The following is a 23,745-nucleotide window of genomic DNA, read 5'->3' on the forward strand; positions in this document are numbered from 1 at the left end:
CCAAACCCTATAGCACCCAACAGTTTCTATTCTAGTCATTACTTATGGGGCATTGGGCATTGGGCATGGGGAAGAGGACAAAGAGACAAGAAGAATTAGGGACAAGTGGAAAGACTTGTGTAAGTTCTCACCCCTTGTCCCCTTGTCCCCTTGTCCCCTTGTCTTTTCATCTCCCCTTGCTTCCTTCACTCCCCACTCCCCACTCCCCATCAACCAAGGTTGGTGCTTTACTGTACTTGCCCACCAGACTAGCTAAAAGTGGTAAATCAATTGGTTTAGAAATATAGTCATCTACTCCAGCTGCTAGACAAGTTTCGCGATCGCCTTTCATTGCCATTGCTGTTTGAACAATTACCGGAATCGTCCGATATTGCTGATTTTCTCGCAGTTGCTGTACCAACCTAAGACCATTTCCATCTGCCAGATGAACATCCATCAAAATCAACACTGGGTCTAACTGTCCTAAAGCTTCCCACATCTTGGCAGCATTCTCAACCCAAGTCACCTGATATCCCAATTCACGTAGATAAATTTGCATCAAATTAGCGTTGCGTAAATCATTTTCTACCAGCAAAATATCTACAGAATAACTAGGGGTGAAAGGCAAAGGAGATAAGGAGTATGCCTCCCCTGGCTCCCCTGTTCCCCCTGCCTCCCCTACCTCTTGCCTAAAGGGAAGTACAAGGGTAAAACGGGAACCGCGATTTACTTCAGATTCCACTTTCACGTTACCACCGTGAATTTGGGCGAGTTTTCGAGTCACTGCTAAACCCAAACCAGTACCTTCACCATCGGCGACAGCCTTAGCAATTTGGAAATAGGGTTCAAACAGTTGAGCCTGGTCTTCTTGGGAAATGCCAGTGCCAGTATCCCAAACTGTAAAATACACAAATAGACCTTTGGAAACAACCTCTAAGCCAACACTTCCTTGGCTCGTAAATTTTAGGGCATTGAAGAGTAAATTCAACAGCATTTGCTTGAGTCGCAAAGGGTCAGCTACTAGAGTTGTGATATCGGGGTCAAGTTCTAAACGGAGTTTCAAACCCTTATTAGCGGCTTTTTCTTTCACCAGTGCGAAAACATTGCTACATAGCATTGGCACATCAATTGTTTCCCACTGCACTTCCAGCTGATTTGCTTCAATTTTAGAGAGATCCAAAATATCATTAATCAAAGCTAGCAGGTGCCTGCCGCTAGACTGAATGATATTTAAATACTCTTGCTGGCGTTCTTTACTTGGTTCGTACCCTTGGGTTAAAAGCAGGTGGGTAAACCCAATAATAGAACTAAGGGGTGTGCGAATTTCGTGGCTGGTGTTTGCCAAAAACTGATTTTTGAGTTGATTGGTGCGCTCCAATTCCTGATTAGAGTTACTTAACTGTTGATACCGTTGCTGCAAAGATAGAATGTGTCTAAGTTGTATCAGGGCTGTAGTACAATGCTTAGCAGACCTAGCCATAAATTCTGACCTGAGTTTAGCAAGTGATTTTATAAACGAATCACGATCTGAGTTTAGGGGTGCTGCGGCAATAATTAGCCAGCCCATGACGTTGCCAAAATCATCAGCTAACCGCCAAGCGCTCGGTGGTTGTTGATTTTCAAGCTGCTGCAAATCTTCGAGTTCTATGACCTCTTGCAATCTCAACAGCAGCTTTTTTTCTGCTGTCAGCAATTCTAGAAATAAATGTGAGTTTGGGGATAGAGAAGACGAAACATGGCAAACTGTGGCAACAGTTGCTTGTGGTTCAAACAAAGCGATGCCTACAGCACAATCTGTAACCGCCAAATCACTGCTGTTGACAGCACTGTTAATCTCGTTTATCACAGTTTGGAGAATTTTTGCTTCTGCGGTTCCTGCCTGTGGGACTGTTTTACAAGCAGAAAGCAGGCAATCATTAAGGCGACTTTGCAACTGGTTCAAGCTGCTCTCCAGGCACAACTTGGCGCGAAGTTGCTCAATTGTTGTCAAAGGTTTTGGCCTTGCATCTATCTGTGAGTTATGGTCTGGTAAGCTTGAGTACTGCTGCATGGTCAACTAGACCGTTGAACTAGTTTAATTTCGCATCAGAATCCGAAGAGGATTCTATGTATATTAACTGACAATTCTTTTTTATTTATAAACCATAACTTATGTTGTTATAAACCATAACTTATGATGTTAAATTTAGCAGCTATTCTAAAAAAATTATTATCCGAACCATTGACGTAAAATTTTTTAAAGCAACTTAAGGCTTATGGATACACAATTCGCCCAACTAATCGTTAATGGGATTGCGGTGGGGAGCATTATTGCTCTAGCGGCAGTCGGACTCACTCTTACCTACGGAATTTTACGGCTATCTAACTTTGCTCACGGTGATTTTCTCACTCTAGGAGCCTATCTGACCTGGCTGATAAACACTATTGGAGTCAATATTTGGCTGTCGATGAGCCTGGCGGCGGCGGGAACTGTGGCAGCAATGCTGTTATCGGAAAAGTTACTGTGGTCAAAAATGCGCTCTATTCGTGCTACTTCCACTACGCTGATTATTATTTCTATCGGACTTGCCTTATTTCTTCGCAACGGCATTATTTTGATCTGGGGTGGCAAGAACCAAAATTATAATTTACCTGTTACATCAGCTTTAGATATCTTTGGTTTAAAGGTGCCGCAAAATCAATTATTAGTATTGGGTTTGGCAGTGTTAGCAATTTTGGCACTGCATTATCTGCTCCAAAATACCAAGATTGGTAAGGCGATGCGAGCAGTTGCTGACGATTTGGACTTAGCCAGGGTTTCGGGTATTAATGTTGATCGAGTAATTTTATGGACTTGGGTAATTGCTGGCAGTCTTACGTCTTTGGGTGGCAGTATGTATGGATTGATTACAGCTGTGCGCCCAAACATGGGATGGTTCTTAATTTTACCTTTATTTGCCTCAGTAATTCTTGGTGGGATTGGCAACCCTTACGGTGCGATCGCAGCAGCTTTTATCATTGGCATCGTCCAGGAAGTCAGCACCCCTTGGCTGGGTTCACAGTATAAACAGGGTGTAGCACTGTTAATCATGATTCTGGTGCTGCTCATTCGTCCCAAAGGTTTATTCAAAGGAACGATTTGAGCAGCACCACCCACTTCTAACTACTCAATAATGTGGAAATAGTAGGCTGCTACCAGAAAATTGATAGCTAACAAGAACAGTGCCCAGCCTGTGCGAAAGGCGTAGGGAGGTTTAGCTCCACTATTGGCAACTGGTAAATCTTTGCTTTTAGCAGTCATAATCCGATTCTCCTAATGTCAGGACTTTTTAAGAAATACCAAACTGGTGTACCAAATATTCAAATTCTTTAAGAATATTTGTGTGAAGTTGGAAATTGGGAACTGGGGAATGGGGACTAGGGATTGGGCATGGGGCATTGGTTATTTCTTCTCCTGCTCCCCCTGCTCCCTCATTCCTCCTCTCCAGCATGATAGGAACTGCGAACCAGAGGCCCAGAACGAACATGGTTGAATCCCATTTCCCATGCTAATCTGCCGAGTTGATCGAATTCCTCTAGAGTCCAATATTTTTGGACTGGCAGATGTTCTAGAGAAGGACGCATATACTGCCCGATAGTCAAGCGATCGCACTCCACTGCCCTTAGATCAGCCATTGCTTCAATGATTTCATCAAGTGTTTCTCCGTGTCCCAGCATCAAACCTGATTTGGTGGGAATTGTCGGATCGATTTCTTTAACCATAGCTAGTACCGAGAGGGAGCGATCGTACTTGGCTCCCCGGCGCACTGGCGCAGTTAACCGTTTCACTGTCTCGATATTGTGATTGAAACAAGCTGGTTTGGCTTTTACAATCATAGCTATTCGCTGGCGTTGACCTGATTCCCCAACACCAGCACCACCCCAAAAATCAGGGGTCAGCACTTCAATTTGAGTCTCTGGGTTCAATTGGCGGATAGTAGCGATCGTCTCCACAAAGTGCCCTGCACCTTGATCGGGCAAGTCATCACGGGCTACAGAAGTCAGCACCACATAACGCAATCCCAAAAGCTGCACCGCCTGTGCTACCTTTTGAGGTTCTTCTAAATCAAGAGGCATTGGTGCATGACCTTTATCTACTTGACAGAAAGCACAAGAGCGTGTACAAGTAGGCCCCATTAGTAAGAAAGTTGCAGTTTTTTGGGCATAGCACTCTCCCCGGTTGGGACAGCGCCCTTCTTCGCAAATTGTGTGAATTTGGCGTTGCTTAATAATGCGTTGTACAGTAGAGATTTCACTGGCTTTGCCAATAGGACGACGTAACCAGCTAGGCATTGCCGTAATTTCAGACTTTAGTTCGGCTCGTTGTGACCAAATCATAGACATCTAAGCAAGATACGGATATAGAGTAACAGTCTGTTAATTAACAATAGATAAAAATAGACGTGGGGATGCTCTTAATGAAGTCACCATGTCTCGGTATCACTATGTCCCTTATGCCCTTGAACAGAGCTAGAGCCTTAAATATCACCATGACATAAATTGAAAATAGTACATGCAAAAGTTTTACAAAACACCTCTAGCAACATTATTTATACCGAAATCTACTATCCCCCAATTGCTAAAAATTTTGTATATAGTGGGGGAATTCTCAATGACAATCGGCAAAGCCGCTATTTACACTTAAAGTTTCTCTTAGAGCAAACAGTCGTGGCAAGCAACAAAATTTTAGTTATCGATGACACTACAGTTGTCAGGGTAAAAGTACGAGAAATGTTGCCTCCGGGCAATTTTGAGGTACTGGAAGCAAAAGACGGTTTGGAAGGACTAAATTTCATTCTTCAGGAAAAACTTAGCTTAATTATGCTGGATTTCCTGTTGCCTAAAATGAGTGGCTGGGAGGTTTTCCAGAAAGTTCAAGCCGATCCTGAATTAAGAAAAATTCCTTTGGTGATCATGTCTGGTCGCAAGGAAGAGGTGACTGAGAAAATCACAGAACCCTTTGAATACTTTGAATTTCTGGGTAAGCCTTTTGATCAGAAGCAGCTAATTAACGCAATTAAGTTAGCTATGACCAAGGCGAAACTGCCACGCCCAGAACTAATCCCACTAGGAGCAGGAGTTGCTGTCAAAAATGGCACAGTTGCAACTCCTAATGTAGCCACTGCTACGGTAGCAACTCCTAGTGTAGCCACTGCTACGGTAGCAACTCCTAGTGCTGCAAATACTGCGATCGCAACTCCTACTGCCAAAGGAACCTCCGACGCAGAAATTAACGCATTGAATGAGAAAATTGTCAAAATGCAAGCTGAAATCGATAGCTTGAAGAAACAGCTAACTCAGGTTGTGACCTTTATTAAACAAAAAGTCAAGTAACATTGGTACTCATTGTTATTATCGCAGCCAAGAATACCTCGTTTATAATACACGCTTGGCTTTGTGAAAAATTGCTTTGTTGGTTTAAGCAAAGGCAACTTAACAAAGCCCCGGAAATGTTGGGTTACCCTGGTGGATCTTGCTATGTTCCTCAAACGCCACTTGCTACCCTACGGGAACGCTAAGAGCGAACAAGTCGGGAAACCGCAAGGGCGCAGTGGCTCCCCAACCTACACAGGTTAAGGTTTTTAGCGTTAACTGAACTGTATTGGTTTACAGTAACGGGTGTCCGATTAAAAGCGGGTAAAAATAGTTAGTACAAAAATACTTATGTTGATAAATCATCGTTGACCACAAAATTCAAAAGCAGGAAAACATAACTAGCAATTATCTGCACCTCTAGAAATTTTGAATTTTGAATTTTCCAAACGCGAATTTATATTGAGTGGAGTCGAAACATAGCGTCTTCACAAAAGAATGAAGTTGACAGTCTAGAAAAGCAGCTAAATACCCACTAAACCTGCCGCAGTTTGCTCTTAATTTAAGAGAGCGGCAGGCTTTTTTCTTATTTGTAGGACTTACGCACTGTACAAATGCGTCGTGATGTGAAACAACTCGTTGAGGTTGTTTCAGGCTTTTCTAAATTATCCTGCGATCGGAAAGTACCTAATTTTGTTCAATAATCAAAGCAGAATCATATAGTTTAATATGAAATATTTACTTAAAAAGGATATAAAGCAATACGCTTGGCTTTGTGAAAAATTGCTTTGTTGGGTTAAGCAAAGTGCAATCCAACAAAGCCCCGGAAATGTTGGGTTTCGTTCCTCAACCCAACCTACACAATTTAAGGTTTTTGGCGCTAACCCAAGCATATTGGGATATAAGGGTATGTTTAAATTTTATTTAAACGTATAAAATTTCTATTTCATGATGCATATAGCCTTTTCAGGGGAATACTAAGCCATATAAACAAGAATTATGAGCATACCCCGTAATGTTAGTATTATTAGATACATTGTTTGAGTTTCCTGGCTATCGCATCACTGAGCAAATCTACTCAGGCAGTAAAACCCTAGTTTATAGGGGTATTAGAGAACAAGATCAAAAACCAGTCGTTCTCAAATTGATGCGGAATGAATATCCTACGTTCGCAGAAATCGCCCAGTTCCGCAATCAATATATCATCACCAAAAACCTCGATCTTCCTAATATAGTCAAAACCTATAGTTTAGAAAACTACCGTAACAGCTACGTTCTAGTAATGGAAGATTTTGGTGGTATTTCCTTACAAGACTGGCGAGTGGAAGACAAGGGGAAGAAAAAGAACTGGCATTCCCTCAACGAGTTTTTTCAGATTGCGATTAAAATTGCTTCTACCCTTGAAGGATTGCACTGCGATACCCACGGCGAGATGCGTCTACGGATTATTCATAAAGACATTAAGCCTGCCAACATCCTGATAAACCCTACCACAGGTGAAATAAAACTCATCGATTTTAGTATTGCTACCCTCCTACCAAGAGAAATTCAATTTCTTACGAATCCCAACGTATTAGAAGGCACCCTAGCTTACATTTCCCCAGAACAAACCGGAAGAATGAATCGAGGTATTGACTATCGCACTGATTTTTACTCCCTCGGTGTCACATTCTTTCAACTCCTCACCGGACAGTTACCCTTTACAACAAAAGATCCGATGGAGTTAATTTACTCTCACATTGCCAAACAACCGCTAAAAGCCAGTCGGATTAACTCTAATATTCCGCCAATTTTGTCTGACATTATCAGCAAGCTGATGGCCAAAAATGCCGAAGACCGCTATCAGAGTGCTTTAGGGTTAAAGCATGACTTGGAGGTGTGCCAAAACCAGTGGCAAGAAACAGGAAGTATTGCACTTTTTGAACTAGGCGCCAGAGACATCTCAGACCGTTTTGTAATCTCTGAAAAACTCTATGGTCGCCAAAGTGAAGTTAAAACACTACTTGCTGCTTTTAAACGTGTGACAGAGGGGGCAACAGAAATTATATTAGTCGAGGGTTCCTCTGGCATTGGCAAAACTGCTGTGGTCAATGAAATTCACAAACTTATTGTGCATCAGCGTAGTTACTTCATCAAAGGTAAATTTGACCAGTTTCAACGTGACATTCCTTTGTCAGGATTGGTGCAAGCTTTTCGGGACTTAATTGGGCAACTGCTCTCGCAAAATGATGCCCAAATTCAACAATGGAAAGCCAAAATTATCTTGAGATTGGGTACACAAACTCAAGTGATTATTGATGTACTTCCTGAACTAGAACAGCTTATTGGTAAGCAACCTCCGGTTACAAAACTTTCTGGCAGTGCTGCCCAGAATCGGTTCAATTTATTGTTTAAAAAATTCATCCAAATATTTACAACGAAAGAACATCCCCTAGTTGTATTTCTCGATGACTTGCAGTGGGCAGATACGGCATCTTTGAAATTAATTCAGTTATTAATGTGTGAAAGCAAGTTGTCTTCTCTTTCAGAAGAAACAGAACAGATGTGTGAAAATAAGGGAGGTTTATTGTTAATTGGTTCTTTTAGAGATAATGAAGTTTCCAAAGCACATCCGCTTTCATTGACACTAAAAGAAATTCAAAAAGCAGGAGCAACTATTAATACGATCACCCTTGCACCCTTAAATCAGGGTGATTTAAATCATCTAATTGCTGATACACTGCATTGCTCTGAAGGAGTTGCGCTTCCTCTTACCCAGATGGTATTTGCCAAAACTAAAGGCAACCCATTCTTTTGTGTCCAATTCCTTAAGTCTTTACATGATGATGGGCTAATTGTATTAAATTTTGATGTTGGTCATTGGCAGTATGATATTTCCCAAGTCCAAGAATTAGCTCTTACAGATGATGTCGTACAATTTATCACTTTGCAAATAGAAAAGTTGCCAATATATACTCAAAAGGTTCTGAAACTGGCTGCCTGTATTGGTAATGAATTTGACTTAAAAACTCTGGCGATCGCTAATGAAAAATCTGTAGCAGATACAGCATCAGACTTGTGGCAAGCATTAATTGATGGGCTAGTTTTATCACAGACTGAAAATTACAACATCTTTCCACAAGATAATATTAATCAAGGCTTGATTGGTAATGAGATAGAATCTACACAATTTTCAATTTCTAATTTACAGGCAAGTAGGTATAAATTCGTACATGATAGAGTGCAGCAAGCCGCCTATTCTTTAATTCCCGAAGAACAAAAAAAGTCAATTCACTTAAAAATTGGGCTACTGTTATTGAACAATATTCCAGTTGCAGAACAAGAAGAAAGGATTTTTGAGCTTGTCAATCAGTTTAATATCGCAGTGGAATTTATTTCCCCTCAAGCTAAACGAGATCAACTGGCACAGATGAATCTAATTGCTGGACGTAAAGCTTTAGCATCTACAGCTTATCTTGCAGCCGTTAAGTATTTAACTACTGGCATCAAACTGCTAGCAGGTAATAGTTGGGAGATGAAACATCATCTCACCCTGGCTTTATATGAAACTGCGACAGAGGCAGCATACCTGGCTGGCAACTTTGAACAGATGGAGGAATTGGCAGAGGTGGTGTTGGTACGCAAACCACTGCTAGAAAAAGTAAAAGTTTATGAAGTCAAAATTCAGGCTTATGGGGCACAGAACCAAGCACTGAAGGCTGTAAATACTGCCCTAACCTTTTTGAAACTTTTGGGAGTAGAGTTTCCTGAACATCCAAGCCAGTCAGATATTCAGCTAGCAATGGCAGAGTTAACATCAAATCTTAACGGCAGACGTATTGAGGATTTAATTGACCTGCTTGAGATGACAGAAGAGCAAGCTTTAGCATCTATGCGTATTCTATCAAGTGCCCTTGGTCATGCCTATCAAGTTTTTCCTGTAATTTATCCCTTGTTTGCTTTTAAACAGATTAATTTATCGCTTAAGTACGGTAACACTTCCTTATCAGCCTATGCCTATGTAGCTTATGCGGTAATACTCTGCGGAGTAGTAGGAGATATTGAGTTTGGCTATCAATTTGGGAAACTGGCTGCAAGTTTATTAACTCGCTTTAATGCTAAAGAAGTCAAAGCTAAGGTCATAGAAGTATTTAATGCTGCTATCCGGCATTGGAAGGAACATGCCAAGGAAAACTTAAAACCTCTGCTGGAAGCATACTCTGCTGGACTAGAAACAGGAGATTTAGAATATGCAGCCTATGCTCTTAATGTTTATTGCTACTGTTCATATTTTGTTGGTAGAGAACTGACGGGACTGGAACAGGAGATGGCAATTTACAACAGTGCAATCGGTCAAATCAAGCAGGAAACAGTATTTAACTGGAGTACTATTTATCGGCAGAGTGTCTTGAACTTGATAGGTACTGCGGAAAATCCCCATCTTTTAATTGGTGAAGCCTACGATGAGCAGAAAATGTTGCCGACTCACCTTGAAGCAAACGATGGCATGGGACTGTTATATTTGTATTCAACTAAACTGCATCTCTGTTGCCTATTTCAGAAATACTCTCAAGCGGTTGAAAATGCTAGCTTGGCAGAAAATTATTTGCATGGTGGGATAGGACAGTTAGTTTTTCCTATTTTTCATTTTTATGAATCACTAGCTAGACTGGCAGTTTATTCTGATGTTGAGGAATCTGAACAAAAACAAATCTTAAATAAGGTTGTTGTCAATCAAGAAAAGATGCAGCACTGGGCAAATCATGCCCCGATGAATTATTTGCATAAGTTTCATTTAGTTGAGGCAGAGCGATATCGAGTTCTTGAGCAATATATAGAGGCAATGGATAATTACGATCGCGCGATCGCCTTGGCTAAAGAATATGAGTATATCAACGAAGAAGCTCTTGCCAACGAACTTGCCGCTAAATTTTATCTAGAACTGGGCAAACAGAAGATTGCCCAAACCTACCTAACTGATGCTTACTATGGCTATATTCATTGGGGAGCGTTAGCCAAAGTTAATGATTTAACAAAACGCTATCCTCAATTACTTACTCCTATACTCCAGCAAAAAAAATTGAGTATCGATTCTAGTGATGAAAGCACTTTTGTCAATAACATATCTATATCATCTTTACCTACCTTAAGCGATCAACAAACTGTTATTGGCTTGAAGAAAAGTATTTCTGACTCTCTGGATTTAGCCGCATTTATTAAAGCATCTCAAGCCCTCTCTGGGGAAATCGAGCTTGAGCGACTACTTTCTACTTTAATGGAAGTTGTTATGGAGAATGCAGGAGCCTCTAAATGCGCTTTAATTTTGAGTGAAGGTGATAATTTAGCATTAACTGTCGCAGTGGTGTGTTCAAATTCGCATTTTGATCGTATCTACACTGAGTTTCCATCAACTGGTCTTGAGTTAAGCTACGATGTTCCTATTACTTTGATTAACTACGTTAAACGCTCCAGAGAAATATTGGTTATTGATGATATAAATACTGTTCATTTTTTAGCATGTGATAACTACATTATTACTGAAGAACCTAAAAGTTTATTGTCTATACCTCTTCTAAATCAAGGTAAATTGATTGGGATTCTTTATCTAGAAAATAATCTGACGACAGGAGCATTTACACGTGATCGCGTAGAAGTTCTCAAACTCCTCACCACTCAAGCAGCAATATCCCTAGAGAATGCTATCCTCTACAAAAATTTGGCACAAGCTAAAGAAAGATTGGAAGATTACAACCATACTTTAGAACAAAAGGTCCAGGAAAGAACGCAGGAAATCAACGACAAAAATCACTGTTTACAAGAAACTCTACAGGAATTGCAACGTACCCAAATCCAATTGATTCAAAGCGAAAAAATGTCTTCTTTGGGAGAAATGGTGGCGGGAATTGCTCATGAAATCAATAATCCCATTAACTTTATTCATGGCAATATTAATCATGTAAGTGAGTACGTCCAAGACTTGCTAGATTTAGTAGCTGTTTATCAGCAAGAATATCCTCAGACCTCGTCCTTAGTTGAGGATAAAGCTAAGGAGATTGACATAGATTTTCTAGTAAAAGACTTACCAAATATTCTAGATTCAATGAAAGTGGGAAGTTCGCGGATTAGAGATATTGTTTTGGGCTTACGCAACTTTTCTCGCCTAGATGAATCTGAGATAAAGCCTGTAGATGTTCATGAGGGAATAGACAATACCTTAATGATTTTACAGCACCGATTTCAAGAAAATAGCAATTTACCTGAAATTGAAGTTATCAAAAAATACGGTAACCTTCCAAAAGTTATTTGTTACCCTGGTCAACTAAATCAAGTGTTTATGAATATCCTAAATAATGCGATTGATGCTTTAAAAGAGACATTTATTATTGCTCATGAATCTTTGGGAAATGACGAAGAACAAATAACAAAGGATATAAACGTGTCAGTAGTTTATCGTCAAGTAAAACAAATTCATATCTTGACTGAATTAACAGATTCTAATACAGTGATAATTCGGATTGGCGATAACGGTTCTGGAATGACAAAAGCGGTGCAGCAGAAAATATTTGACCCATTTTTTACCACAAAGCCCATAGGAAGTGGCACGGGGTTGGGGTTGTCGATTAGCTATCAAATTATTGTAGACAAACACAAGGGTAGTTTAACCTGTGATTCCACATTAGGAGAAGGGACTGAGTTTGTAATTGAGATACCAATGCAACAGTCAGATATCTAGACTAGTGGTCTGTTTCATTAATTTTGATAAGTTCGTAGTAAGCACTTCAGTCCTTAAAAATCTAGAACTAAAGCCCTTGTTTTCTAAGCCTTAAAGTGCTTACTAAAAACCTTCAAAAAAGCTTGACAGACTACTAGTCCCGTAAGGCGGAAGTCAACCCCTTCCCTACGGGACGCTGCGCGAACAAAGAAGTCACGCATTCACGCATTCAATAATTTACCAAGCCCATACTTCGGCTACGCAGTTAGACTGCGGTTCCATCGAGCAAAGCCGAGATGCTCACCGTAAACTCAGCAACCATAAATAAATTTACTTGCTCTGTACCTTTTTATTTATAGTCAGTAAGATGCAGGAAGTGAGGGGAAGGGAGCAAGAACTGCCTCTTGTTGACGCGCACGTTGCCCTGTAATTACCATTTTGACTCCACTGGCTGGTGCAAGGGTAAAACCTCGACGCTGAGGCAGTTCTGTTCGTCGATCAACTAGCTCTAACTGATAGCGTGACAGAATAGTTGCTAATACTAGCTTCATTTGAAATATAGCCAAAGCCTCGCCGATACAACGACGGACACCACCACCAAAGGGTAGAAATTCATAGGGAGAAAATTGCCGTTCTAAAAAGCGCTCTGGTTGAAACTCTTTCGGTTGAGGATATAAATCTTCACGCTGATGAATGAGATAAATGTTGGGAAGCAGTACAGTCCCAGACTCTAAAGAATGTCCCAACAGCTTGGCAGGTTCTTGTACTACTCTGGGAAAAGAGAACATGACAACAGGGTGAATTCGCAAGGTTTCATTGCAGACAGCACTTAGATATGGCAGTCGGTAAATGCTCATGGGATCTGGAGAATCACCGAGGGTATCCAGTTCCTGAAGTAGTTTTTCACGGACTAGGGGCTTTTGGTGAATCCAATACAATCCCCAAGCGATCGCTGTTGCTGTGGTTTCATATCCAGCAACGATTAGAGTCATCAACTGATCGCGCAACTCTTGATCTGTCATGGGTTGACCAGTGTCATCCAGTGCTGATATCAGCATGGATAAGATATCGTTGCGGTCTGAATCATTTTGCTTTCTGCGTTCGCTAATTTCAGCATAGATCAATTGATCAATTTGCTGGCGATTGCACAGGAATTTTCCCCAAGGACTCCGGGCTCCTAAATCCTTTTGCAAGAATGAGAAAAACAATAAACTAGAACTCAAAGGTGACCGAAAAAGATCCAACATCTGCAACAATAGATGCTCAAGTTTTTGAAGTTTTTCTCCCTCATTCAAGCCCAAGACAACCTGTAAAATGACTTGTAGGGTTATCTCCTGTGTTAAGTTCCGAGCCAAGAAGTGCTGATTTAGTGCTAACTGATGAAAAACTTTTGTACACAGACCACAAATCCGTTGACCATAGGCTTGCATTCGCTCTCTATGAAAGGATGGCATGACCAGTTGTCGTTGACGTTTGTGACGAGTACCCTCTATTAAGGCAACTGAATATTCCCCTACTAAGGGTTCCCCAATTTTGTTCATCTTGCCGACAGCAACAAATTTATTTCTATCGTTGGTTAAAATTTCCTGGATTGCTTGGGGATGATTCACGAATACTACAGTATCACCAAAACCAATTATCTTACCAGTAAAAATGTCGGGATACTGTTGAGCAGCTTTTTCCATATACCGAACAGGATCAGCAATCCATTGAAGCTTTTGAAGAAAAGAAGGGGTTTTAAGAGGATTAGGTAGTTGCATTTAATGGAAAGGGGTAAGGAGATACTATGAGATAACAGTTTGCTTCTTTGTGCTATAGGATTAAAATCAAAATTTTATAGGAACCTTTAAAAAGTAAAAGGCCAACCAATATAATCAACATAGTTGTATTGATTGGAACTGATGAAGGAGCGAGAGAGCCAATCCAACTTTCCTTTTTTATTATTTAGCTAGCTCCAGCATTTCTACACTTTTGTAGCGAGCAGTGAAAGAATACCAATCGAGGTTTCCACGTATCCAAGCATGAATCCCTAATATATATTTTGTAAAATCTGCATCTATTTCTTCTCCAAAAGATGGAACGCTTGCTTCTAAATCTATCAACTTTCGTATCTCATTATCATGCATTTCTATAGCAAGCTTGATTGCTTCTTCTAGAGAAATTTTGTGCTGATAATGCAGTACAAATACTAAATTATGAACATGACCAGTTGCCAATTCTCTAGATAATGAAAAAATATCATTAGACCAGCCAAGAAGATTATTTGTAATCTCATTAAGTTGTTTAAAAATATCCTGTTTTCGTAAAAAATCAGGAATTGTCAACTGATTACAAAGTTCAATTAATGGCAAGGCAACATCTGCACCTGCGCTTAATCTACGCATTGCAATATAAGTATCGGTATCGGGTACAATCCCATATACACGGTTATTTGCTTCCTCAAAACAACCGTATAAATATTTCTCAAAGCCGTAGATAAAATAATTTAACCATTTCACGCTTGCTTTTTCAAGCATCCGCTCTCGTAAGTTACTTAAAGCACGACTAAGAGGTATATCGTAGCTCGTAACTTCTGCTCCGTTCAATATTTCTAGAAATCTCTTATGAATAGCTTTTAGAGATTCAGGTTTTGTTTTCAACTCTGATAAATCGCATTGATCATCCCAAATAAATAGCCAACTCAACCAGTCATTTGCTATTTTCAGTTCTTGAAAGTTGCAATAGGGATAAGTAGTAGCTGCCATCAAAAAAAATTTAGACTTGCAGAAACGCTGATAAGATGATTCGTTTGCCAGAAGATTGAAATCAAGTACCCATTCAAGACTGTACTCTTCCAAAAAATCAATATTTTTATTGATTTGTGATGAAAAAGGACAGTACAAATCTGAAGAAACTAATTTTTCCATAACTAATAGAGTTATTCAAAATCTACAACATCAATTTTTGAAAATAAATTATTTAAATACCAATTTTTCTACAGGGTGTAAATTATATTTACGCCACAATCTTGATATTTAAAAAATATACATTTTTTCCAACACTTAACTGTTTATTGTGATTTTATTTTCTCAAAAAGATATCCGAAATCATACTGGATTAATATTTTTCCAAAAAATATTATTTAAGTAAATATGTATTCAGGATAAATACAGATAACAAAGTTACAAAGTCAGTGAGAGGTTTGCAGCAATAATTTTATTTTTACAAAACAAACATTACTTGTCTGAAACAACAAGAGTATTAATAACTAAATTCATAACGTTCGCCTTCATTAAAAAGATTTTTCAGTAGCAATATTGTGCTGAATTAACACTACTTTTTTCAAAAGGCAAGGGTAATAATGACTAATTTAAAGCCAATCACCTTCATGAAAGAGGATGTTCAGGTGTAGTCAAAATGAAGATTGGGTTCATTTTCATACTGTAGCAATCGCCCCCGTGGTCGCATACAAGAATTTAGTGTGAGAATGTTGCTGTTGTCAGAGTTTTTGGGAACTATAAGATTGTCTGGCTATAAATTTATTTATCAGTCAAATCGCCAAAAAAACAAAGGTGACTTAGCTGCGATCCCAGAGCCAGCATTGAATAAGTAACAAGGAGTTAAATTGATTTAAATACATGAATTATAAAAGAGATATAAAAATGCTTGATTTACCAAAAGATAGTTTAATTTTAGTGGTAGATGATACTACTACAAACTTAGAAATTGTTTTGAACATATTAACTAACATAGGTTTTGACGTTATTACAGATAATAATGGAGAAAGTGCAATTAAACAAATTGAATCTCGACTCCCTGATTTGATTTTATTAGATGTAATCATGCCGGGAATAGATGGGTTTGAAACCTGTAAAAGACTGAAAAACAACTTAGCGACTTGTGATATTCCAGTAATTTTCATGACGGCTGATTCTGATACCGATAGTAAAGTAAAAGGTTTAAATATAGGGGCAGTTGATTACATTACTAAGCCTTTTCATGAAGAAGAATTATTAGCTAGAATTAAAACCCATCTTCAGTTACGAAATCTCACAAAAACTTTAGAAAAACGAGTTGCAGAAAGGACAGCAGCGTTGTCTAAGGTATTAAAAGACTTGCAAGAGTCTCAAATTCAGCTTGTACAGACAGAAAAAATGTCCGTCCTTGGTGAATTAGTAACAGGAGTTGCTCATGAAATTAATAATCCAGTTGGTTTCATTCATGGCAATCTCGGACACGCTTCAGTATATTTCCAAGACATGATTAATCTCATTAACCTCTATCAGCAGCACTATCCTAATCCGGTTCCAGAAATTCAACAGGAAATTGCAGCGATAGATTTAAAGTATATGCTTGCCGATTTACCTAACTTAATTTCCTCAATGAAAGAGGGTGTTCAACGCATTCGCAACATTAGTAACAGTCTGAGAACCTTTTCTCGAGCAGATAGCGATCGCAAAGTTTCTTGCAACATTCATGATGGCATTGACAGCACAATTATGATTCTCAAATATCGCTTAAAAGCATCCGAGGATCGTCCTGATATTCAGGTAATTAGAGATTACGGGAATTTGCCAGAAATAGAATGCTTTATTGGACAACTTAATCAGGTATTTATGAATTTATTAGCTAATGCTATTGATGCTTTAGAGGAGTCTAATCTAGGGCGCACCTATATTGAAATTGAAGCAAATCCCAATCAAGTTTTAATTCAAACTAGCCTCACTGAAAACAAAAAACATATTTTGATTCGGATTAAAGATAATGGCGTGGGAATGTCACCTGATATCCAGCAAAAAATCTTTGACCATTTATTCACCACCAAGGGTGTGGGTCAAGGCACAGGATTAGGGTTATCAATTGCTCGTCAAATTGTTGTCGAGAAACATGGAGGAACTCTGGAAGTAAATTCAGCACCAGCACAAGGTTCAGAGTTCATCATTAAGCTTCCCGTTTGAAAATCATAGTAAAAATAATTCTCCATATAGATAAATTTATGTTTAAGGCAGTAGTTGGTCACAGTAACGATCCAGATTCTCTATCAGCAGTTGAAGAAGTTATTCAGCAATGTGTCAGTTCTCTTGCAGGAGATATACCAAAAGCTGGGATTCTTTTTGCTGCAATTGATTTTGAACATTCTCTCATTTTGCAGCAAATTCATCAGACTTTTTTGGGGATTGAGTTGATTGGTGGAACAACAGATGGAGAAATTTCTTCAGTCTTAGAGTTTCAGCAAGACTCAATTACTTTGATGTTGTTTTGCTCAGACGAAGTTGAAATTTATGCAGGAGTTGGACGCAAAGTTTCAGGTGATCCAATTACTGCAACTAAACAAGCTGTGGAAGAAGCCAAAGCAAAAAGTAACACAGAGCCAAAGCTATGTTTAACTCATCCAGAGAGCTTGACAACTAGCGGTGTATCTATATTGAATGGCTTAAAACTAGCTCTTGGGCAACATGTGCCAATATTCGGTGGTTTAGCAGGCGATCAATCAAGATATCAAAATACATATCAATTTTTTCAAACAGAAGTATTAAGTGATTCTGTACCAATTCTTATTTTTTCTGGCACAATATTATTTTCCCATGCTGTTGCAAGTGGTTGGCATCCCATAGGTCAAACAAGCAAAGTAACTAAAGTAGATAAAAACATACTCTATGAAATAGATGGTAAGCCAGCTTTAGATTTTTATCATCATTATCTAGGTTTGCTTCCTCCTTCAATAGAGTATCCGCTAGCAGTCTTTGATCAGAATGAAGAAAGTTTTTATCTCAGAGCACCTATTGCTTACAATCAGGAATCTGGTAGCATAACCTTTTTTGGAAATATTCCTGATCAAGCAGTTATTCAAATTTCAGAAGCAGCTTATGAAGATATTTTGGCAGCTTCCAAAGCATCATTCATGAATGCTTTAGATAATTATCCAGGCACAGAACCGAGTGCTGTGTTGTTTTTTTCATGTGTAGCTCGTCGGCAAATACTTGGCACGAGGGCACAAGAAGAGTACCAGAATACCAAACTTTCTCTGACTAGCTATTTACCTGCCTGTGGATTTTATTCTTACGGAGAGATTGCTCCTATAGATCGAATTAGCCAGGCGCAATTCCACAATGAAACTTTTGTTACTTTAATTTTGGGAAATCGGTAAAAGCTGATGAACATTGAGGATTATCAACAAGAAATTAAGGAACTCCAAAAAGCAAATAGAATTATCCAAAAGCAATTAAAGCGTTCTGAATTAGACCGGATAAAACTTGAAGATATAAATCAAAAAAAAGAATGTTTGCTTAAGACAGTAATTGAGGAGTTAAAAGAATATCAAAATAACTTAGAGGAAAGAAGTCAAGAACTAGAAATGATGCTGCTTAATCTTCAGATAATGCAGAATAAGATGTCTAGTTTGGGAAGCCTTGTTGCTGATGTAGCTCATGAAATTAACAATCCAGTTAGCTTTATAGCAGGTAATCTAACTCCGGCTCAAGAGTATATTGATAATTTGTTACATCTCATCAACCTTTATCAGCAAACCTATCCCAAAGCATCTCAGGAAATTCAAAAAACAATTGAACTGATTGACCTTGAATATATGCGCGAGGATTTGCCTAAACTAATTTACTCAATGAAAGAAGGTACAGATCGTATTTGTAGTATTAGCAATAGCTTGCGAATTTTTTCTAGAGCAGATACAGAGCAGAAAGTTCTTTTTAACCTTCATGAAGGTATTGATAGCACTCTTATTATTCTCAAGCACCGTTTAAAAGCTAATAAGATTCGTCCTGATATTCAAGTAGTTAAAAATTATGGTGAATTGCCTCTATTAAAATGTTTTCCAGGACAACTGAATCAGGTATTTATGAATTTATTGGCAAATGCTATTGATGCTGTAGAAGAGTCTAACTCTGGACTGAGTTTTTATAAAATTAAGGCAAATCCTAATCAAATTACAATTCATACTGACTTAATTGAAGAGACAAATCACGTTTTGATTCGGATTCAAGATAATGGTGTAGGAATATCTGCTGATGTTCAGCAAAAAATTTTTGACCATTTATTCACAACTAAACCTGTAGGAAAAGGGACAGGGTTAGGATTATCAATCGCCTATCAAATAGTTGTCCAAAAACATAGAGGAACTTTTAAAGTGAATTCTTTGTTAGGGGAAGGCTCTGAGTTTATAATTACTATTCCAATTTATTAAATTAACAATTATTCAAGTTAATTTTAGGAAAAATAAATATTCAATGTGATAGCAGTCCATACGTAATTAATTATAGTTTCAGAGCGGCAAAATTTATTTATGAAAAATAGCAAACTTTGATCCTGATTATAAGCAAGCGGATTTATCAGTTCCTAACTCTTGCCTCTTGACTCAAAACCTGTAGCTTTGTACTTCATACAAAAGAAAACTGCTTTATGATGACTTTCCTCTTGATTAGAAACAAAAACAAGCATCAAATCCCCTAAAGAAAGAGATTAAGCAGTTATTTTAGATATATTTTGGGGAACTCTAAAACTGTAGTTCCAAAATTATGCCCTCAAAATTATGACCAATCCACTTAACCACTCAATGGCTACACTTAATCTTTCTTTAGAACGCGATATATTTTTACGTACATTAATTAGAGAATTATCTGGTACTTTACAGGAGGTAGTTGGCTTAGAAGAAGCTTCTGGATTTATTAGTGTAGTTGGCGAAAGGATGGCTAGGCAGCTAAACCAAGATTACAAATCTGCCCTGAAAGTCTCAAATCTTTCGCCTGAACAGTTAGCTGATGTCTTAATTGATTTAAAAAAACGAATCCAAGGCGATTTTTATGTCATTGAGCAGGATGATGAAAAAATTATCTTTGGCAACCGCGTCTGCCCATTTGCTGAAAAAGTGGTTAATCGCCCTGCCATGTGTATGATGACTTCAAATGTTTTTGGAACGATCGCAGCTAATAATCTGGGATATGCGAAAGTAGAATTGCAAGAAACCATAGCACAGGGTGCTTCTGGATGTAGAGTTATTATTTACTTAAAACTTACACAAGAGGCAGAAGATGCAGAAGGTCGAGAATACTTTAAAGGACTAGAATCTGTGTAAACCCTTAATCACTAAACTAACCCCAAGATACAAGCTTGAGTGCAGATATGTAAAGTAGAGCCGAGCCGTGAAATTGGAAGCCCATGACTCCTGAACAATTTCTTGAAATTGCTAGAGTTTTACCAGAACCTTTACTCCTAGTGAGTAGTGATGGTCAGTTGTTAGCTACCAATCAACCAGTAGCAGATATGCTGGGGTTACGCCGTCAGCAACTGCGGGAAAAAACGCTTTTTGAATTTGTAACTGAGTCTGCTAATGATGTTGTAAAGTACCTGCAAGCTTGTTCAAGTAGCAGGGCAATGGTTATTGGCTCTTTAACTTTACGAAAAAATGATGGGCAAACATTAATATGTCGTAGTCAAGGAGCAGTTATTCAACCTTGGTCGCCTGAATCTTCGGCTTTAATTCTCTTACGCTTGGAAAATAGAATTTTAGCTAGCAGTAATTTCGTCCTCCTTAACGAGAAAATCGATGAGTTAGCAAAAGAAGTTCAGAGACGTAAACAGGCGGAGGAAGCGCTATGGAAAGCGAATCAAGAGCTAGAAATTCGGGTTGAGCAACGTACAACTGTTTTACAAGAAACATTAAATGAACTACAACTTACCCAAACTCAGCTTATCCAAGCTGAGAAAATGTCTAGTTTAGGACAGATGGTTGCTGGTATTGCCCATGAAATTAATAATCCCGTCAGTTTTATTCATGGAAACCTTCACTACGCCCATAAATATACTCAAGATTTAATAAAATTGGTGCAAATTTATCAACATTTTTTTCCAAATACTCCTTCAGAAATTCAAGAGTATGTAGAAGAAATAGACTTAAATTTTATCATTCAAGACATAACTAAACTCTTCCAGTCAATGAAAGTAGGAACAGAGCGTATTCAAGAAGTTGTTCAATCTCTACGTAACTTTTCCAGACTGGATGAAGCAGAACTTAAGCAAGTTAATATCCATGAAGGAATTGATAATACTTTAATGATTTTAGAGCATCGGTTGCAAGCTAGGCATGAGTACCCAGAAATCAAAGTCATCAAAAAATATAGTCAACTACCTAATGTAACTTGCTACCCTGGTCAACTTAACCAAGTGTTTATGAATATTATTGCAAATGCGATTGATGCGCTAGAGGTATCGGCGGTCAATGGTCAGTGGTCAAAAGTCAATCCACAAACTAATCACAATCAAACACTTACAAAGAATAATCCCCAAATTGAAATTAAAACTGAGGTAATCGATGAAAAATGGATAACGGTTAGTATTGTTGATAATGGTTTGGGAATAAATGAACAAGTTCACTCAAAGCTCTTTGATCCATTTTTTACTACTAAACCTGTGGGCAAAGGTACTGGACTAGGACTATCTATAAGCTATCAGATTATAGCTGAAAAACATAATGGACAAATTAGCTGTTTTTCTGTTCCAGGAAAAGGTGCAGAATTTGTAATTAGGATACCTGTAGCTCATTCTGATGAAATTTAATTGATACAGCAGAATGTAGAATTCAGAATATTGTAATATAAGTAGTAAATTATATTTTATGTTAAAAAATATCAGAAACGCCTGTCAATACAGTTCAGTTAGCGTGTTTATTCCTCGAAGATCCCCCCAACCTCCCTTAAAAGGGGGGCTTTTTTTCAAATTACTTACCCCCTTTTTAAGGGGGTCACCACAGGCGGGGGGATCTTATCCGAACCGTATTGAAACGCCTGTCTGCTAATGAGCAGACAGGCGTTTCTTTAAATACAAAGTTTGGTTGAGACTCGGTTAAATCTTAGCGGTAGAATCAACAGAGGGTTGAGATTGACTAACCGCGTCTAACTTTGGTAACAGCAGTGGATTTTCTGCTTTTACATTAGTGTTCATTGTTGCTTGCAAAATTGGGGTATTAGAGATAGAATTGTTAGCCAATGTAAACAGTGGATTTGACAAAATCCCTGCTATGGATGTGGCAATTAATGTTACCACCAACCCGACCTGCAAAGGTCTTAGTCCAGGCAAATCCCAACGCACTTGTGGATAATTCTTCACCGAGTCGGACATTTCATGAGGTTCTTTGACTACCATCATCTTAACTACGCGAATGTAGTAGTAGATGGAGACGACGGTGGTAACTAAGCCCAGCAAGACTAACCAATAAAGACCTGCTTGCCAACCAGCCCAGAATAAGTAAATCTTGCCGAAAAACCCAGCCAATGGTGGAATACCACCCAAGGAAAGCAGGGAGATACTCAACCCCAGTGTTAAGAGTGGGTCTTTTTGATATAAACCAGAGTATTCGGCAATCTGGTCGGTTCCTGTCCGCAGTGAGAACAGGATGATGCAGGTAAAGCCGCACAGGTTCATGAACAGGTAAACCAGTAGGTAGAATATCATACTGGCATAGCCCGCTTGTGTACCAGCAATCAAGCCAATCATCACAAATCCAGCTTGGGCAATGGATGAATAAGCTAGCATCCGTTTCATGCTGGTTTGGGCTAAGGCAACTACGTTACCCAAGATCATGCTGAGAACAGCTAGAGCTGTGAAGACAAACCTCCACTCGTCAGCAACAAGGGGGAAGGCTGTTGTCAGCAAGCGAATGGCTAGGGCAAACCCAGCTGCTTTGGAACCGACAGATAAAAAGGCGATGACTGGGGTGGGAGCGCCTTCGTAAACGTCTGGTGTCCACTGGTGGAAGGGTGCTGCGGAGATTTTGAAGCCAATACCTGCGATCGCAAAAACCAACGCAATCACTAAACCTAAAGATTGACCGACTTTAGCTGTGGCAATGCCATTAGTGATCGCACTTAGTTCAGTTTGTCCTCCAGATAGTCCATACAGCAGCGATACACCGTATAAAAATACTGCTGTACTCGAAGCTCCAATTAACAAGTATTTCAGCGCCGCTTCATTAGAACGGGGGTCACGCTTGGTATAACCTGTCAAAAGATAAGACGAAATACTCAGGGTTTCTAGGGAGATGAAAATCATCACCAACTCACTAGCCCCGGATAAAAACATTCCTCCCAGAGTAGCACTCAGCAAAATAGCGATAAATTCTGCTAAAGCTGTGCCGCTCTGCTCAACGTAGCGAACTGACATCAGTATAGTGGCGATCGCAGACAAGGCAATAATACCGCGAAAGACGATACTGAGGTCATCACTATTAAAGCTACCAGTAAAACCGATGGGATTAGGAGCGTCCCATTGAAAAGATAGGGCGACAATCGAGGCAAATAAACCTGCGATCGCTAGATATCCAATCCAGCGTCCAGATGTACGCCCCAATATCAGATCAACAATCAAAACCCCCAAGAGGGTGAGAATAACAATCCCCTCTGGCAAAATCGTTCCAGCGTTTAGCTGGGATGCAATATTAGCAAAATCCATGAGATGTATAGGTTTTGGGGATTAGACATTAAGGCTAACTCTACGTTCACTCTAGCAAGTTTTATAATCCCCGGACTAGCTCTTTTAACAAGAGCTTAACAGCTTGGGTGCAGATGGTGATTGCACCAATTTCACTGGCTTACCAGCAGGTTTCTCAGTATCTAGGAATTTACCTAACAGCTTTCCTACCTCGTTTTTCAGACGTGACCTTCAGCAAATATCTTGATTATATAAATAATCATGCCGCAGCCAGCGCGAGCGCGTAGCGTGCGTAGGCAATCGCCACGGACAAAAAACTGATTAAAATT

General features: G+C 39.1%; 14 protein-coding genes. 8 read left to right on the forward strand and 6 right to left on the reverse strand.

The annotated features are described in order from the left end of the window. Nucleotides 1-166: 166 nt before the first annotated feature. Complete coding sequence (gene hrmK / locus V7L20_RS18950) at nucleotides 167-2,029, reverse strand: hybrid histidine kinase/response regulator HrmK (protein WP_334745568.1); 1,863 nt, start codon at nucleotides 2,027-2,029, stop codon at nucleotides 167-169. A 205-nt stretch (nucleotides 2,030-2,234) separates the two neighbouring features. Between hrmK and V7L20_RS18955 the strand changes: the two genes are divergently transcribed. Next, nucleotides 2,235-3,101, forward strand: coding sequence for a branched-chain amino acid ABC transporter permease (locus V7L20_RS18955; RefSeq protein WP_334745569.1), 867 nt, complete (start codon nucleotides 2,235-2,237; stop codon nucleotides 3,099-3,101). A 20-nt stretch (nucleotides 3,102-3,121) separates the two neighbouring features. Here V7L20_RS18955 and V7L20_RS18960 read toward each other — a convergent pair whose 3' ends face one another. Together V7L20_RS18960 and lipA are read right to left on the reverse strand one after the other, a co-directional pair. Further along, nucleotides 3,122-3,259: a photosystem I protein PsaX gene (locus V7L20_RS18960; RefSeq protein WP_334745570.1), complete on the reverse strand. Its 138-nt coding sequence runs from the start codon at nucleotides 3,257-3,259 to the stop codon at nucleotides 3,122-3,124. A 170-nt stretch (nucleotides 3,260-3,429) separates the two neighbouring features. After that, entirely contained in the window at nucleotides 3,430-4,335 is a 906-nt protein-coding gene (gene lipA / locus V7L20_RS18965; RefSeq protein ID WP_334745571.1) for a lipoyl synthase, read from the reverse strand. 330 nt (nucleotides 4,336-4,665) lie between these two features. On the opposite strand from lipA, the gene V7L20_RS18970 reads away from it, so the two are divergent. Together V7L20_RS18970 and V7L20_RS18975 are read left to right on the forward strand one after the other, a co-directional pair. Further along, complete coding sequence (locus V7L20_RS18970) at nucleotides 4,666-5,331, forward strand: response regulator (RefSeq protein ID WP_334745613.1); 666 nt, start codon at nucleotides 4,666-4,668, stop codon at nucleotides 5,329-5,331. 994 nt (nucleotides 5,332-6,325) lie between these two features. After that, nucleotides 6,326-12,022: an AAA family ATPase gene (locus V7L20_RS18975; RefSeq protein WP_334745572.1), complete on the forward strand. Its 5,697-nt coding sequence runs from the start codon at nucleotides 6,326-6,328 to the stop codon at nucleotides 12,020-12,022. A 338-nt stretch (nucleotides 12,023-12,360) separates the two neighbouring features. Here the strand turns inward: V7L20_RS18975 and V7L20_RS18980 are convergent, their stop codons facing one another. After that, entirely contained in the window at nucleotides 12,361-13,761 is a 1,401-nt protein-coding gene (locus V7L20_RS18980; RefSeq protein ID WP_334745573.1) for a cytochrome P450, read from the reverse strand. A gap of 180 nt (nucleotides 13,762-13,941) precedes the next feature. Continuing rightward, entirely contained in the window at nucleotides 13,942-14,907 is a 966-nt protein-coding gene (locus V7L20_RS18985; protein ID WP_334745574.1) for a terpene synthase family protein, read from the reverse strand. 735 nt (nucleotides 14,908-15,642) lie between these two features. On the opposite strand from V7L20_RS18985, the gene V7L20_RS18990 reads away from it, so the two are divergent. From V7L20_RS18990 to V7L20_RS19010, 5 genes are all read left to right on the forward strand, one after another. Next, nucleotides 15,643-16,938 carry a sensor histidine kinase gene (locus tag V7L20_RS18990; protein ID WP_334745575.1) on the forward strand — a complete coding sequence of 432 codons (1,296 nt, stop codon included), beginning with the start codon at nucleotides 15,643-15,645 and terminating at the stop codon, nucleotides 16,936-16,938. Between the two features lie 38 nt (nucleotides 16,939-16,976). Continuing rightward, a complete protein-coding gene (locus tag V7L20_RS18995; protein WP_334745576.1) occupies nucleotides 16,977-18,128 on the forward strand; it encodes an FIST signal transduction protein in 1,152 nt (383 codons plus the stop codon). A 6-nt stretch (nucleotides 18,129-18,134) separates the two neighbouring features. Beyond that, nucleotides 18,135-19,178, forward strand: a complete 1,044-nt coding sequence (locus V7L20_RS19000; RefSeq protein WP_334745577.1) for a sensor histidine kinase — start codon at nucleotides 18,135-18,137, stop codon at nucleotides 19,176-19,178. Nucleotides 19,179-19,523: 345 nt separating this feature from the next. Next, a complete protein-coding gene (locus tag V7L20_RS19005) occupies nucleotides 19,524-20,066 on the forward strand; it encodes a methanogen output domain 1-containing protein (protein ID WP_334745578.1) in 543 nt (180 codons plus the stop codon). An 83-nt stretch (nucleotides 20,067-20,149) separates the two neighbouring features. Beyond that, nucleotides 20,150-21,547 carry an ATP-binding protein gene (locus tag V7L20_RS19010; RefSeq protein ID WP_334745579.1) on the forward strand — a complete coding sequence of 466 codons (1,398 nt, stop codon included), beginning with the start codon at nucleotides 20,150-20,152 and terminating at the stop codon, nucleotides 21,545-21,547. 285 nt (nucleotides 21,548-21,832) lie between these two features. On the opposite strand, the gene V7L20_RS19015 is transcribed toward V7L20_RS19010, so the two are convergent. Beyond that, on the reverse strand, nucleotides 21,833-23,437 hold the full coding sequence (locus tag V7L20_RS19015) for an NAD(P)H-quinone oxidoreductase subunit N (protein ID WP_334745580.1): 1,605 nt from the start codon (nucleotides 23,435-23,437) through the stop codon (nucleotides 21,833-21,835). Nucleotides 23,438-23,745 lie beyond the last annotated feature (308 nt).

This window comes from Nostoc sp. (assembly GCF_036916735.1).
GTDB lineage: Bacteria > Cyanobacteriota > Cyanobacteriia > Cyanobacteriales > Nostocaceae > Nostoc.